Source organism: Methanolobus sp. (assembly GCF_016278385.1).
In the GTDB taxonomy this organism is placed as follows: Archaea; Halobacteriota; Methanosarcinia; order Methanosarcinales; family Methanosarcinaceae; genus Methanolobus.
The window spans coordinates 1-13546 of record NZ_JADQBY010000018.1 but is presented as its reverse complement, the minus strand read 5'-3'; the positions used below and the strand labels follow the sequence as shown (position 1 = coordinate 13546).

At 41.3% G+C, this 13546-nt stretch carries 17 protein-coding genes and 1 tRNA gene; 9 read left to right on the top strand and 9 right to left on the bottom strand.

Going from position 1 to position 13546, the window contains the following annotated elements:
• Positions 1–4 precede the first annotated feature (4 nt).
• From QZZ23_RS07885 to QZZ23_RS07870, 4 genes are all read right to left on the bottom strand, one after another.
• A complete protein-coding gene (locus QZZ23_RS07885; RefSeq protein ID WP_292468598.1) occupies positions 5–1408 on the bottom strand; it encodes a multiheme c-type cytochrome in 1404 nt (467 codons plus the stop codon).
• Positions 1409–1495: 87 nt separating this feature from the next.
• The gene (locus QZZ23_RS07880; RefSeq protein WP_292468596.1) at positions 1496–1870 is read right to left on the bottom strand and encodes a carboxymuconolactone decarboxylase family protein; all 375 of its coding nucleotides are present in this window, start codon (positions 1868–1870) and stop codon (positions 1496–1498) included.
• A 35-nt stretch (positions 1871–1905) separates the two neighbouring features.
• Entirely contained in the window at positions 1906–2124 is a 219-nt protein-coding gene (locus QZZ23_RS07875) for a DUF2180 family protein (RefSeq protein ID WP_292468594.1), read from the bottom strand.
• Between the two features lie 8 nt (positions 2125–2132).
• Entirely contained in the window at positions 2133–2372 is a 240-nt protein-coding gene (locus tag QZZ23_RS07870; RefSeq protein ID WP_292468591.1) for a DUF2180 family protein, read from the bottom strand.
• A gap of 378 nt (positions 2373–2750) precedes the next feature.
• On the opposite strand from QZZ23_RS07870, the gene mer reads away from it, so the two are divergent.
• Genes mer through QZZ23_RS07855 form a run of 3 tightly spaced genes read left to right on the top strand, consistent with a single transcriptional unit; the run spans position 2751 to position 5317 of the window.
• Positions 2751–3734: a 5,10-methylenetetrahydromethanopterin reductase gene (gene mer, locus QZZ23_RS07865; protein ID WP_292468589.1), complete on the top strand. Its 984-nt coding sequence runs from the start codon at positions 2751–2753 to the stop codon at positions 3732–3734.
• Between the two features lie 23 nt (positions 3735–3757).
• Positions 3758–4786 (top strand): F420H2 dehydrogenase subunit FpoF, encoded by a 1029-nt coding sequence (fpoF, locus tag QZZ23_RS07860; RefSeq protein WP_292468587.1) that lies wholly within the window; start codon positions 3758–3760, stop codon positions 4784–4786.
• Between the two features lie 12 nt (positions 4787–4798).
• On the top strand, positions 4799–5317 hold the full coding sequence (locus tag QZZ23_RS07855) for a nicotinamide-nucleotide adenylyltransferase (RefSeq protein ID WP_292468585.1): 519 nt from the start codon (positions 4799–4801) through the stop codon (positions 5315–5317).
• A gap of 48 nt (positions 5318–5365) precedes the next feature.
• On the opposite strand, the gene QZZ23_RS07850 is transcribed toward QZZ23_RS07855, so the two are convergent.
• Complete coding sequence (locus QZZ23_RS07850) at positions 5366–5518, bottom strand: transcriptional regulator FilR1 domain-containing protein (RefSeq protein WP_292468726.1); 153 nt, start codon at positions 5516–5518, stop codon at positions 5366–5368.
• A 5-nt stretch (positions 5519–5523) separates the two neighbouring features.
• On the opposite strand from QZZ23_RS07850, the gene QZZ23_RS07845 reads away from it, so the two are divergent.
• Positions 5524–5715 (top strand): hypothetical protein, encoded by a 192-nt coding sequence (locus QZZ23_RS07845; protein WP_292468583.1) that lies wholly within the window; start codon positions 5524–5526, stop codon positions 5713–5715.
• Between the two features lie 36 nt (positions 5716–5751).
• On the opposite strand, the gene QZZ23_RS07840 is transcribed toward QZZ23_RS07845, so the two are convergent.
• The gene (locus QZZ23_RS07840) at positions 5752–6219 is read right to left on the bottom strand and encodes a (2Fe-2S)-binding protein (RefSeq protein WP_292468580.1); all 468 of its coding nucleotides are present in this window, start codon (positions 6217–6219) and stop codon (positions 5752–5754) included.
• A gap of 3 nt (positions 6220–6222) precedes the next feature.
• Positions 6223–7257 carry an arsenite methyltransferase gene (gene arsM / locus QZZ23_RS07835; RefSeq protein WP_292468578.1) on the bottom strand — a complete coding sequence of 345 codons (1035 nt, stop codon included), beginning with the start codon at positions 7255–7257 and terminating at the stop codon, positions 6223–6225.
• Between the two features lie 416 nt (positions 7258–7673).
• Here arsM and QZZ23_RS07830 point away from each other — a divergent pair, with 416 nt between their 5' ends.
• Together QZZ23_RS07830 and QZZ23_RS07825 are read left to right on the top strand one after the other, a co-directional pair.
• Positions 7674–8336, top strand: coding sequence for a B12-binding domain-containing protein (locus tag QZZ23_RS07830; protein WP_292468574.1), 663 nt, complete (start codon positions 7674–7676; stop codon positions 8334–8336).
• 102 nt (positions 8337–8438) lie between these two features.
• The gene (locus QZZ23_RS07825; protein ID WP_292468572.1) at positions 8439–8642 is read left to right on the top strand and encodes a hypothetical protein; all 204 of its coding nucleotides are present in this window, start codon (positions 8439–8441) and stop codon (positions 8640–8642) included.
• 44 nt (positions 8643–8686) lie between these two features.
• On the opposite strand, the gene cysS is transcribed toward QZZ23_RS07825, so the two are convergent.
• Positions 8687–10123, bottom strand: coding sequence for a cysteine--tRNA ligase (gene cysS, locus QZZ23_RS07820; RefSeq protein WP_292468569.1), 1437 nt, complete (start codon positions 10121–10123; stop codon positions 8687–8689).
• Positions 10124–10147: 24 nt separating this feature from the next.
• Positions 10148–10220 (bottom strand) — tRNA-Cys (locus QZZ23_RS07815).
• A gap of 408 nt (positions 10221–10628) precedes the next feature.
• Between QZZ23_RS07815 and QZZ23_RS07810 the strand changes: the two genes are divergently transcribed.
• The 3 genes from QZZ23_RS07810 to QZZ23_RS07800 are packed head-to-tail and all read left to right on the top strand — an operon-like array spanning position 10629 to position 13474.
• Positions 10629–12668, top strand: a complete 2040-nt coding sequence (locus QZZ23_RS07810; protein ID WP_292468567.1) for an ATP-binding protein — start codon at positions 10629–10631, stop codon at positions 12666–12668.
• Positions 12652–13098 (top strand): response regulator, encoded by a 447-nt coding sequence (locus tag QZZ23_RS07805; protein WP_292468564.1) that lies wholly within the window; start codon positions 12652–12654, stop codon positions 13096–13098. The genes QZZ23_RS07810 and QZZ23_RS07805 overlap by 17 nt, the downstream gene beginning before the upstream one ends.
• A gap of 13 nt (positions 13099–13111) precedes the next feature.
• Positions 13112–13474 carry a response regulator gene (locus QZZ23_RS07800; RefSeq protein WP_292468561.1) on the top strand — a complete coding sequence of 121 codons (363 nt, stop codon included), beginning with the start codon at positions 13112–13114 and terminating at the stop codon, positions 13472–13474.
• Positions 13475–13546 lie beyond the last annotated feature (72 nt).

The following is a 13546-nucleotide window of genomic DNA, read 5'->3' as shown; positions in this document are numbered from 1 at the left end:
ATTTTCATTTGAATATGTACATCATTAGTATAAAAGCCATACAAGCTGCAAATATGCTAAAACCTGGCGTTGATTCCTTTCTATCTTCCGGAGGCATGGCGGGGTCATATATTGTATTGGACGCTTCATTCATACTTATCACAGGTACCTCATACATTCCCTCACCAAACAGGTGGTCGATCGTATACTGAGGAGCTGATCTGTAATTGAGGTTTGTTTCCACTTTAAGTGGATAAACAATATCGTCGGGAAGGATGAATGTGTGTTCTTCTATTACTGTCTCTTTTGGTCCTATACGGTTGTCTTCCAGTACCCTGTCGGCAAGCCAGAAACTATCTGTGGCATTCCCGCTATTGTCACCCAGAACATTATTGTATATTATCTTTGCAGATTCTATGTTCCCATTAGTATCAAGGGTTCCGGCACTGTAGAGCTCTTCACCTTCGCTGTCAGTGACCATTACTTCAAGCCATATTTGCCTGATCTCGGAAACACCGGTTGGTATATTGTGCCCTGCTCCTGAATTTGTGATCGCTGCCTCGATGGTGACCTCTTCACCACTGGCTGCAATCTCAGGTACAGTTATCTCCAGTGTAGCAGCATTTTGAAGTCTTTCAATGGCCATATCTGCAACGTTTTCAGCACCGAACATTACAGGGATGAATGCGTTTGCACCTACAATATCATGGGATGAAATGTGTTCTCTTTTGGGTGCACCTGATCCTGCACGTCCGGGGTTTGCCTTGAATTCTGTGATGCCTTCTGTCATATGGCAATCCTGACATATCACGTTGTCCTCAGCGTACTGACTGTTTTTCCATGTTGGGTAAGTATCGTCTATGACAAGTCCGTTAACAGGATGTATAACTTCATGGCACATGCCACAATATTCGGACTGGGTATAGAGTTCAAGGTACTCTGAGTCATGATAGGCAGACTTTGAGTCATCGAAAGGTCCCCATTTTGTATCTCCCGGAGTTACTGTGAATGGCGCATTGCCTGTTCCGTTACTTCCAGATACTACATGGCAGAAATCACATTGCACTCCAAGCTTTGATATGTCACTCATTTCTGAGCCATCTATGGGTGGTATTTCGCCTGACACAACGCCTATGGGGGTGTGGCATCGGGAGCAGAATTCGTCTACCAGCCCTTCAGTGTCAGCACTTGCAACTTTTACTTCTTCCAGATAGAAAGGGTCCAGATATGCATTGAAGTGCATTGTACCTTCCCATTCCCCGTAAATGATGGCATGGCATTGTCGGCATCTGCTTTCATATGTAAAACCATCAGCAGAATATTCTCCGAATTGTGTAGCCTCTGTTGCAACTGCAAAGCCACTGAACAAAGATACTAAAACGACAGCTACTATGAAAAACAGGCTCCCCTTTACAACTCTCTCCTTCATCTCCTCCCCTCTCAGTAGTATAATATGAACAATATGAACCGATTAGATTTGTTCAAAGGAGCCAGGTGGCTCCTCCAACGAATATTTTTATTTGAGAAGCTTCAGTGCATCTCTGCATGCAGCAACCGCAGGAGCGCCGGATGTGATGAAAATGACATCCATTGTCTCCATTATCTCTTCTTTTGTTGCCCCGTTCTTCAGTGCACTCTTCATTTGTGACGCAACACAACGCTCACATTGCTTTGATGCAACTACTGCAAGAGCCATCAGTATCTTTGTTTTAGCAGGTAGTGCTCCGTCACTGAGTATCTTGTTGTTGCACATGTTGTATTTATGTAGGAACTCAGGTTCAAGTTCTCCAAGCGTTTCCAGTATTTGTGGCGTGAATCCTAATTTATTGGACATATCATCAATAATCTCTCTATGTCCGCCACATCCTTTTCCTTTATTTTCTCCGCACATAATTTATCCTCCTATTTTTACGTAATCAATTATAATCAGTCAAATCCGTCTTCAATGGTCTGGCCAAAACAGTAGTGGCACAGAATCCTTGGCAATCCATTTGAAAGCCTTTCGACATGTGGTGGCTGTCCGACTGATACCGGAAGTTCGAGTTCCTTCGTGTGGTCAGTGCAAAGCCCTTTTCCGCAAGCGATACAGACGCATGTTGCTTCTGCGTCTTTTCCTTCTTCCATACAGTCATAGCATTTCATCATGATATCACCTAATAATTCTCCACCAATGCCTTATGGCAAGGCATGCAGAGGATTTTCTTCCAGTGCTGGACATCTTTGTAATCGCAGGCAACTCCCATGCCGCACTTCAGTTTGATGCTGTATTCCCCTTCCCATACGGGTGTTTCTTCTCTGACAAGGTGTTCCTTGCAAACACCTCTCCCACAAATTATACAGATAGCCAAAGTATCGCTATCTTTATCATTTTTTGAACATTCATAGCATTTCATGATGGTCACTCTATTCAAAATTTAGTTTGTTCACAAGCTATTCCCATATATTCATATTCTTGCAGATAGGCAAATGCTCGTTTAAGGCAATGACTCAATAACTCCCTTGACATTGTCACCTCCTACAAATATGAACAATATTTCTTCTGACATTTACTGGATATATCTGTAACGGTAAATACATATCTGTTTTTTGAAGAGTGTTAATATCCTGCAGTTCTATATAATGATGACTCTAGTTTAATTATTCGTACTTCTCTATCTACTTTTGGCTTGTTATTTGCTCATCATTTTCACATGTTTTGCCAGAATCAAACCAACAAAGTTTTAAATATGTATAGATACCTGAGTAACAACACTCTTTAGAGGAGGATTCAAATGACTTTTGGAATAGAATTTGTACCAAGTGACCCAGTACTGAAAATCGCTCACTACGCAAAGCTTGCTGAACAGCAGGGCTTTGACAATGTATGGATTACCGACCACTACAACAACCGTGATGTATACTCAACCTTATCCGTGCTTGCAATGAGCACAAACAGCATTAAGCTCGGAACAGGTGTCACAAATCCCTACACAAGAAACGCTGCTATCACAGCATCAAGCATTGCTTCCCTCAACGAGATATCAGGCGGCCGTGCAATCCTCGGTCTTGGTCCTGGAGACAAGGCAACCTTTGATGCAATGGGCATATCATGGGACAAGCCACTCACCACAACAAAGGAAAGCATTGCAGCTATCCGTGGTTTCATCGCAGGAGAGAAGGTAAACCTGGATGGTGAAATGGTTAAGTTCAACGGTGCAAAGATGGCATTCAAGGCTGGCAATGTGCCTATATACATAGGTGCACAGGGTCCAAAGATGCTTGAACTCTCAGGAGAGGTAGCAGACGGTGTACTTATCAACGCATCACACCCAAAAGACTTCGAAGTAGCTGTTAAGCAGATTGCAGCAGGTGCAGCAAAGGCAGGCCGTGACCCTAAGGAAGTTGACGTAGCAGCATATGCATGCTTCTCAATCGACAAGGACGCAGCAAAGGCATCAAAGGCAGCACAGATCGTAGTTGCATTTATTGTTGCAGGTTCACCTGACATGGTACTTGAGCGCCACGGAATCGATGTAGCAGTAAAGGCTGACATCGGTGGAGCAATCGCAAAGGGCGACTTTGGTGCGCTCATGGGCGGCATGGTTACAACTGACATGATGGAAGCATTCTCAATCTGCGGAACACCAGACGACTGTAAAGCAAGGATCAATGACCTGCTTGACATCGGTGTAACCCAGATCGTTGCAGGTTCCCCAATCGGACCTGACAAAGAGAAGGCTATCAAGCTCATCGGCAAAGAAATCATTGGTAACTAATAAAAGAACGTCGGAGGCAATTAATGGCCCATCCAAAAATATTAGAGGTCATTGAGCACGACGTCTGTACTGCTTGTGGGGCATGTGTATCAACATGCCCTGCTGGCGCTATTGTTATGAACAAGCGTGCAGAAGTCCGTGACCCTGATAATTTAGAATTCTATGTCCAAGGAGCAGCACCTGATGTATGTGAAGGATGTCTTACATGCGGAAGATTATGTCCTGTGATCGATGGATATGTAGAAGATGAATTTGCAAATGTAAAAGAGTTCTTTGGAGCAAAGAGCACTATCCAAGGTCAGGATGGTGGTGTCACATCTATATTGGCAAAAGCTTTGCTGGAAACCGGCACGGTAGACTGTATTGTTGGTATCGCTAAGGATGATAAATGGGGTACTGAGCTTATAGTTATGACCAAACCGGAAGATGTTGACAGGACGACAGGTACAAAGTATACCTATGATTCAGTTCTTTCAGCTCTCAAGGAACCTTTCGAGAAATATGACAAAATAGGTGTTATTGGTGTACCTTGTCAGGCACATGGTGCACGTCTTATTGTTGAGAATGCAAGTGATAAGATCGTTGTGATCCTTGGTCTTTTATGCATGGAAAGTTTCCATCATGATATTATGACTGAGAAGATCGTTCCTGAAGTAATGGGACTTAACCTTGACGATGTCGTAAAGATGGACTTCGGTAAGGGTAAATTCTGGAACTACACTAAAGATGGGGAAGCCCACAGTGTGAAAATTCCTGAAGTTGCTCATTACGCAAGAAATCCATGTCATCACTGCTGTGACTATACTTCAGTATCCGCTGATATCTCACTCGGTTCAGTCGGTACTCCGGATGGCTGGAACTGTGTGCTCATACGCACAGACGTAGGCAAACAGATGTTTGAACTCGTCAAAGACAAGGTCGAACTCATGGTAGATCCAAAGCCAGGAATGGACCTGATCCAGAAACTTGCTAAAATGAAACACGATAACAACTCAGGACACTACTTGGAAGTGTGTGAGAAGTTCACATTCGATGAATGTGGCATTCACTGATGGTTATCAAATATGCACATGCAAAGAGCGTTCTACATCGGACGCTTTCAACCATTTCATCTCGGACATTATTCCATCATACAAAATATTGCCCGGGATGTTGATGAGGTAGTAATTGGTATAGGCAGTGCGCAGAAAAGCCACGAACCTAAGAATCCATTTACCGCAGGTGAACGCGTAATGATGATCAGGCATTCTCTCGAAGATGCTAATGTGAAACATTACGCCATACCTCTGGAAGACCTGCAAAGAAATGCTGTGTGGGTCTCTCATATTATTTCTATGACACCACCATTTGATGTTGTTTATTCTAATAATCCGCTTGTTGTGCGTCTTTTCAAAGAAGCCGGCATTCCTGTGGAACAACCCCCAATGTATCAGAGGGAAGGTTACTCAGGTAGTGAGGCCAGAAGGCGTATGTTGAATGATGAGGACTGGAGATCTCTTGTTCCTGAAGCTGTTGCTGATGTAATTGATGATATAGATGGTGTAAACCGTCTTAAAAGCGTATCAAAAACGGATATTGATTGATATTTTCATATTCCTGTTTTAGGTTTTGTTGGTGATCTATCAATAGCATTATTTTTCAAACAAAGGCTTTGAGATACCTTTGTAATATTCAAAAAGATCACTTGCCCAGCCAATAGCATTTTCATCGGCACTGAAAAGTTCTTCATAGTCATATTTGCCGTTCTGATTGAAGAATATAAGAGCCATCTTATTATCACAGATGATTTATGGTTAAAAAAGACAAACCGCCGGTCTTTTGTGAAAAATACTGTGTTATATGTAATGGGGCAAGAGCTGGAAATGGCATATGCAAAGCATTACAGAATCTTGAATTGAAAATAATGGGCAAGAATGGGTGTATCTGGGGCAAGGCAAGAACAGACTACTATGGGGTAACACCTGACCAGAATAATCTTTAATGAAAAGGAAGTTTGAGGCATGGAAATCCATGCCCTTTAACTGTTCTTTGACTCGAGACCTTTGCTGATGGCTTCGTTGAATGCTTTTGTGCAGCAGTTACCGGTTGGGTTTTTCACTTTGCACTGACATTTTCCATCCTTGTCATAGAATTTCCTTATGGTTCCCATATCATGCATTCCGTGTTCAAGGACCGCCTTGGTAACATCATTTTCTGTTATGTGACTGCAGTAACATGCATATTTAGGACTTGCATCTATTTTGAACCATAATGGAACTTTGATGTCAATTTTATCAAAAAGCGTACCTTTCTCATCATAGTAAGCAACATCACACTCCGAGTCCATGCACAGATGATAGTCTCCTTTTCCAACTCTTTCCATCTGCTCTTTTTTGACTATGTGCCTTACCGTGATATTCTTTACAGGAGTTCCGATTTTTTTGCAGGCTGGACATGCGATTAAACCGGCTGTGATTTCTAGAACGGTGATCTGTTTATTCTTCACTGTTCATACATCCGTTTTTATCAGTTCCAGTTTAAGGCTTTCAATCGGGTATCCTGAATATTGTCTTTCACTGATGTCAGTATCTTCTTCTATTATTTTGATTGAGAATCCTGCTTCCTTTATTTTGTTCAGGTAGTCATCTTTTAGTAAAGCTCCTCCAACACAGGCACAGATGAGTTCCTCATTATTCCTCTCCTCTTCCGTGAGATCTTTCAACAGGACCATATCAGATATGAACATCCTGCCACCCTTTCTGAGTACTCTGTATGCTTCCCTGAATACCCGGGGTTTGTCAGGTGTCAGATTTATAACGCAATTGCTTATGATAACATCAATAGAATCGCTTTCCACGGGTAGGTCTTCTATATCTCCTTTCCTGAACTCTACATTTTCATATCCATACTTTTCAGCATTATTCCTGGCCTTTGCAAGCATTTCGTCTGTCATATCCACGCCGATGACTTTTCCGCGATTGCCTACTTTCCTAACAGCCAGGAAACTGTCAAATCCTGCCCCGGAACCCAGGTCAACAACAGTATCGCCTTCTTTTATCTCGCCAAGTGCCGTAGGATTTCCGCATCCAAGTCCCAGGTTTGCTTCAGAGAATGACTGCGTTTCTTCAGGTGAATATCCTATTGACGTTGCATGCTCTTCGTTCGTAAAGTCTCCACAACACCCACATTGTGCAACACCCAATGCAATCTTAGTATAGCCATTTTTCACGATACTCTTCTTAGTATTCGCATCCATTACGCTTCCTGGACAGCATGAATCAACTTTTTCAACTCCGCATTTCTCAAGTGTTTCTTTCATCTTATCATCCTTTATGCTGTAAATTACGTATCTTCCATCCTTTTTATATCTCAGGATGCCTGCTTCACAGAGTATCTTCAGATGTCGGGATACGGTAGTCTGGTCCTTTCCTGTTGTAGTAGAGAAGTCACATGCACAGTGGTCCTGCTTTAATAGGCATCCTACGATAGTAAGTCGTGTTTTGTCACCCAGGGCTTTGAAGAACTTTGCTTTATTCCCTTGCATATATTTGCATATATGTGCATTTATGCATATATACTATTGCAAGACATATTTGTGTTTGACAACTTCATCCTGACAGTAGATTTCCCTCAAGAACGGTTACTATCTTTGCAGTTTGGGTATAACTGTGTTATTTTTCAAACAATGGCTTTGAGATACCTTTGTAATATTCAAACATATCATTTGCTCATACAATAGCATTTTCATCGGCACTGCACAGAATCCAACTGCATTATTACAAGCGCACTGTAATATTGCAAAGAAAATTGTATATTACTTAATCTTTTCTGCATTCAAATGCAATAAACACATTGTATTCGGTTTATGTTATATGGCTTATCTTTGTAGTAATTTTATTGATTACTTTTACATTCATCTTCATTAGAAGGTTGCAGGACTAAAGTAAAAAGGAAATTCCAATGCTCAAAAAGCAAGAAATTATTGCCAAGGCAAAAGCAGCTGTCATGGAATTTGATGATGATGCAGCAAAAAAGGTTGCTAGCGATGCTCTTGCTGCAGGCATTGATCCTGCAGAGCTCATTGAGGAAGGCTTCACAGTGGCAATGGCAATTGTGGGTGAACAGTTTGCAGCAGGTACATTGTTCCTTCCACATGTTATTGCAGCAGTCGATGCAATGCAGGCAGCAATTAAAATACTTTTACCTGAAATGGAACAGATGGGTGCTCAAACCAAATCAAGAGGCACAGTTGTTATAGGTACAATTGAAGGTGATATCCATTCCATAGGAAAGGATATTGTTGCAACAGCGCTCAGGATCGCAGGATATAATGTAGTTGATCTTGGAAGCGATGTGCCCATCGAGAGCTATGTAGAAAAGGCAAGGGAAGTTAATGCAGATATAGTAGCCTCGTCAGCACTCATGACCATTACGATGATTAATCAGATGCGTATAGAGGAGCAACTCAATGAAGCAGGTTTCAGGCACAACGTCATAACGATGGTTGGTGGTGCACCTGTAACTCAGGAGTGGGCTGACAGAATCGGCGCCGACATTTATGCAGAGAATTCAGGAGATGCTGTGAATAAGATTACTGCATTATTTACACGAAGGCCGTTCTAAGTACAGAGGGGAGTTTTTGGAGATGTACTAAAGCACCTCTCTATCTGTTAATTTAAGATTGATACAAATTAAAATGAAATTATCTCACATAGTATTGAAAAAATGGTTCTGATAGAATCGACCGAACTACTTGAAAACCTGTCACTGTTATTAAAAATATCCCGGGAATTCAAGATGCATGAAACATCTCAAGCGTACGCGGATATTATCCGCCACATCAAATTTATGGAAAATGAGATTCTCCTGAAAAAAGGGCGGTTAAATCACTACAGTTCATGTAAAAAGTCAAAATATATGGCTGATTAACTGTTTGTGATATGATTCTGTAACTTATGGTTTTCTTTTAAGTCTTACATCCGTTTCCATCTGACTCCATCTTTCCCATCTTCGATCACAATCCCTTTCTCTTTAAGCTCATCCCGAATGGAATCGGCTTTTGCCCAGTCCTTCTCTTTACGGGCCTTTTCCCGAAGTCTTATTATTTCCATAATATTTTCCTCCGACAGGCCATTGTTCATATTTTCTGAAGCATTGCTTTCATCTTCAGCAAATATGCCAAGTACGTCGTTAATCTCTGAAAAGAACCTCAGTACGTTTTCAAGTGCTCCACGACCGGGCTTTTCGCTGGAAATAATGGAATTTACTTTACGGGAGAACACAAAAAGACTTCCAATCGCTTCTCTTGTGTTGAAATCATCATCCATTGAATTGATAAATGCCTCTCTGGTCTCAGTTACCAATTCCGTAAGTCCGCAATCATTTCTCTCTTCATGGGCTTCCTTCATGTCATGCTTTACGTTCGAGATCGTATTCAACAATCTCTTCCTTGCCTTGCCAGCTTCTTCCAGAGTCTCCTCGCTGAAATCGATAGTACTCCTGTAGTGTGTATAGACTATGAAGAATCTGATAGTTCCGGGGGAAAATTTGTCGAGAACCTCTTTAATGGTGAAGAAATTGCCAAGGGACTTTGACATTTTCTCTCTGTCAATTGTAAGGAAGCCGTTGTGCATCCAGTACTTACTGAACGGATGCTTTCCACTGCAGCTTTCTGACTGGTGTATTTCAGCTTCATGGTGTGGGAAGATCAGATCCATACCGCCACCGTGAATGTCAAGTTGTCCTGAACTATACTTCATTGACATTACGGAGCACTCTATATGCCAGCCCGGGCGGCCCCACCCCCATGGACTATTCCATCCGGGTTCGCCTTCTGGAGCAGATTTCCAGAGGACGAAATCAAGCTGATATCTTTTATCGTATTCTACTTCGACTCTGTTTCCTGAGCCTTCAAGAAGTCCTTCTACGGTCTGGTGGCTCAGTATGCCTATCCTACCTTCGGACCTTGTGAGGTCATAGTAGACATTGCCTTTAGGAGTTACGTAAGCAGCACTGTTTTCTATCAGTGTTTCCACGGTTTGGATAATCTCGGTAATGTGTTCCGTGACTTTTGGACGGGTATCCGGGGGCAACACCGCGAGAGTTTCCATATCCTCTATGAATGACTCCGTGAACTTACGGGACAGGATAAAAGGGTCTTCTCCTATTTCTTTTGCCCGGTTTATTACCTTGTCATCCACATCAGTTATATTGGAGGTGTAGTTAACATCATATCCTCTATAGATAAGATATCGTCTTATCACATCAAAAGAAACGTAGCTTCTGGCATGTCCCAGGTGGCAGTGGTCATATACGGTGGGACCGCAAACGTACATATTCACTTTTTTCCCTTGGAAGGGGACAAAATCCTCCATGTCCCTTGTCAATGTATTGTATACTTTTAATGCCACAGTAAAACTCCTTTATGGGTAGGATGCCGAGGGGAAGATTCGAACTCCCGAAAAACCGCTCTGCAGGCGGTCACATTAGCCACTCTGTCACCTCGGCATGAGGAAAGCAAAATGATGTAACTTGTACTTCTACTTACTTTATTTATCTGTTCTCTTTAAAAACCTGTGTTTGCGGCAAATATTGATGCTATTTTCGGGTGTTGCACTCAATTGGCTGTAGAACTGTCTAATTAGAAAATGATGGCTTTGGAGCTAATTAGATATCCTCTTAAGGTCATTTCAATAAATCCGATATCTATTTATACTATCTCCTAAATCAATTTTCATTGAGATTTAATATTTCTAATATCGGATGAAAGGACGGCAGATGTTTGTATATTCAGTACTTGAGTTATTCTAAAGCATAGATAAATTCCAGAATTATATTAATTGGCATTTTTCTCATGGTTAATGGTCTCAAGTTAAGGGTATAACGCAAAAAGCTTTCCAGGAGTGTTATTTAGGGATGGATGTTGGACCTCGGCAGACACTGGACATTTTGCCTTATGGTAAGCAGAATTATATGGCATTTTTAGGTGCAGTGATAACTTTTGCAATATTGACGTTGATTTTATGGCAATTCAGTATTATATATCAGGATAATCTGATGGCAGAACAGCAGTCACAGGTTGAAATGCAATTGTTCTCTTATGGAAATACATTGACAAACCACATAAGTCAGGATATTACTTATCTTGAAGGGGTGGATACTTTTGTCCAGGAAAACCCTTCGAAATACCATTTATATAATGATTTTGATTTATTTGCTTTTGGTTTGTATTCCGGTGCACATAGTATCTATTCCATACAACTGTTTCCAACATCTAATGAGGTGTATGTCTATCCTGGTTCCGATAATATGTCTTTTATGGGAAATAGTTATGATTATCTTATCAATAATGAAGGATTCAAGGTTCGTGCTGATGTGCAGAGAGCCATTCAGACGCGCCAAATAACAATAAGCGGGCCATATGATCTTCAAGAAGGCGGTACTGTTCTGGTAGCCATGCAGGCTATTTACATTGAGGATTCACTATGGGGTATTGCTGTCATAGCCATTGACATGCAGCCTTTGCTGAGGAATGCCGGATTGTATGATACTCCTGAAAATATGAATATTGCTTTACGTGCAAGTTCCGGTCAGATGTTTGTTGGTTCTCGTGATACTTTTGAGATTGGACCAAGGACCTACAACATAGGTCTGCCAGAAGGCAGCCTGGAACTTGCTGCTGTTCCTGCTGCTGGTTGGTCGGCTTCCATTAAGGAACCATTAAGTATCTTTCAAAAAGGTGGATTTGTAATTGTACTTCTACTATCGCTACTTGTCTATATTCTCCTTAATCATTACGGCTCTCTCAAATCCAAAGTACGACAACGTACAGTTTCTCTCAATGAAGTAAGCAGTATTGCTCATATTGGTGGTTGGGATATTGATATCTCTTCCGGCAAGAGTACATGGACACCTGAGATGGCTCGGATTCATGACGTTGATCCGGATATTGATCCGAATGTAGAATTCTGTATGAACTTCTATCTTCCTGCTTCCCGCCATACTATCGAGAAAGCCTTCCGAAATGCCATCGATAATGGAATGCCTTACGACCTTGAACTAGAAATTGTTTCAGCAAAGGGTGTTCGTAAATGGGTACGGTCACTTGGTCAACCTGTAATTGAGAATGGTAAGGTTGTGAAGTTGACCGGTTCAATACAGGATATAACTGAACTCAAAAAGGCTGAAGAAAAGATTCGCAAACTTAATGCTGAACTTGAGCAACGTGTCATTGAGCGTACCTCTCAGCTAGAAGCAGCTAACAAGGAACTAGAAGCTTTTACATATTCTGTATCCCATGACCTGCGTGCTCCTCTACGTGCAATTGATGGTTTTTCACGGATCCTTACAGAAGACTATGAAAGTGTTTTTGATGATGAGGCCAAACGCCTTTTTGAAATTATCAGGACAAACACAAAAAAGATGGATAAACTCATTACAGATCTGCTCTCTCTTTCGAGGATTGGAAAGAATGAGATGAATTGTGTTGAGATTGATATGACTTCTATGGTTAGGTCAATATTCATTGATCTTGTGATGTACAAAGAGGAAAATAATTTCGTATTTACAGTTGCTGATCTGCCGCATATTTGTGCAGATTCTACTTTAATCAGGCAGTTATGGATAAATCTTCTTTCAAATGCTATAAAATTTAGTATGAAAGGGGAAGATAGCAAAATCGAGGTGGATGCATATGCTGAAAACGGTATGAATGTCTACTATATAAAGGATAATGGTGTGGGCTTTGATCCAAAGTATAGCAAAAAACTCTTTGGAATCTTCCAGCGCCTGCATAATGAAAAAGAATTTGAGGGAACAGGCGTGGGACTTGCCATTGTCCAGCGTATTGTTCACAGGCATGGTGGCAAGATATGGGCGGAAGGGAAGCTTGGCGAAGGTGCTACATTTTATTTTTCATTACCATTAAAGGAGGAAGAGCATGTGTGCGGAGAATGAAGTTGAAATATTACTTGTGGAAGACAATCTAAATGACGTGGAACTGGCTCTCAGGGCTTTGAAAAAGAACAACATTGCAAACAGTATAGTTGTCCTTGAGGATGGTGAAAAGGCCCTTGATTTCATATACTGTCGTGGGGAATATGAGGGCAGAGATATAAACTCTCATCCTCGTTTGATCCTTCTTGATCTGAAGCTTCCGAAGGTAGATGGTCTGGAAGTCCTGAAAGTAATAAAAAGTGATATGAATACAAAATCCATTCCGGTTGTTATGCTGACTTCTTCAAAGCAGGAATGTGATATTGTGGAAAGCTATCGTCTGGGTGTGAACAGTTACATAGTAAAACCAGTTGATTTTGATAATTTTGTGGAAGCTATTAACAAGATTGGTTTCTACTGGTTGCTTATGAATGAATTCAAAAGTTGCTAGAGGACAAAATACAATGGTAAAAGATTCTGGTCTGCGCATTTTGTTTGTTGAGGATATTCCATCTGATACAGAGTTGGCAGAAAGGGCACTTTTCAAGCAGGATATAGAATTTGAATCCATGAGGGTAGAAACAATAGAGGAGTTTTCAAAACAGCTCGAAGAGTTTTCTCCTGATATTGTGATATCGGACTATAGTCTTCCCGTATTCGATGGTATGCAGGCACTAAAGATACTGCTTGATTTCGATGATAGCATACCTTTTATAATTTTAACCGGTTCTCTGAATGAGGAAACTGCAGTAACGTGTATGAAAGCAGGAGCTACTGATTATGTTCTCAAGGACCGCATAAAAAGACTTCCATTTTCGGCTCTGTAGAAAACCTCATTTTGACGACAAGCATAACCTTGACATACCTGTCAAGGTTATGCACTAATATTTTGAATTTAA

Coding starts and splice junctions, on each gene's coding strand:
- mer (WP_292468589.1), top strand. CDS start 2,751: ATGACTTTTGGAATAGAATTTGTACCAAGTGACCCAGTACTGAAAATC.
- QZZ23_RS07810 (WP_292468567.1), top strand. CDS start 10,629: ATGGATGTTGGACCTCGGCAGACACTGGACATTTTGCCTTATGGTAAG.
- QZZ23_RS07855 (WP_292468585.1), top strand. CDS start 4,799: ATGCACATGCAAAGAGCGTTCTACATCGGACGCTTTCAACCATTTCAT.
- QZZ23_RS07885 (WP_292468598.1), bottom strand. CDS start 1,408: ATGAAGGAGAGAGTTGTAAAGGGGAGCCTGTTTTTCATAGTAGCTGTC.
- QZZ23_RS07875 (WP_292468594.1), bottom strand. CDS start 2,124: ATGATGAAATGCTATGACTGTATGGAAGAAGGAAAAGACGCAGAAGCA.
- QZZ23_RS07825 (WP_292468572.1), top strand. CDS start 8,439: ATGGTTCTGATAGAATCGACCGAACTACTTGAAAACCTGTCACTGTTA.
- fpoF (WP_292468587.1), top strand. CDS start 3,758: ATGGCCCATCCAAAAATATTAGAGGTCATTGAGCACGACGTCTGTACT.
- QZZ23_RS07845 (WP_292468583.1), top strand. CDS start 5,524: ATGGTTAAAAAAGACAAACCGCCGGTCTTTTGTGAAAAATACTGTGTT.
- QZZ23_RS07870 (WP_292468591.1), bottom strand. CDS start 2,372: ATGAAATGCTATGAATGTTCAAAAAATGATAAAGATAGCGATACTTTG.
- QZZ23_RS07830 (WP_292468574.1), top strand. CDS start 7,674: ATGCTCAAAAAGCAAGAAATTATTGCCAAGGCAAAAGCAGCTGTCATG.
- QZZ23_RS07805 (WP_292468564.1), top strand. CDS start 12,652: ATGTGTGCGGAGAATGAAGTTGAAATATTACTTGTGGAAGACAATCTA.
- QZZ23_RS07800 (WP_292468561.1), top strand. CDS start 13,112: ATGGTAAAAGATTCTGGTCTGCGCATTTTGTTTGTTGAGGATATTCCA.
- QZZ23_RS07880 (WP_292468596.1), bottom strand. CDS start 1,870: ATGTGCGGAGAAAATAAAGGAAAAGGATGTGGCGGACATAGAGAGATT.
- arsM (WP_292468578.1), bottom strand. CDS start 7,257: ATGCAAGGGAATAAAGCAAAGTTCTTCAAAGCCCTGGGTGACAAAACA.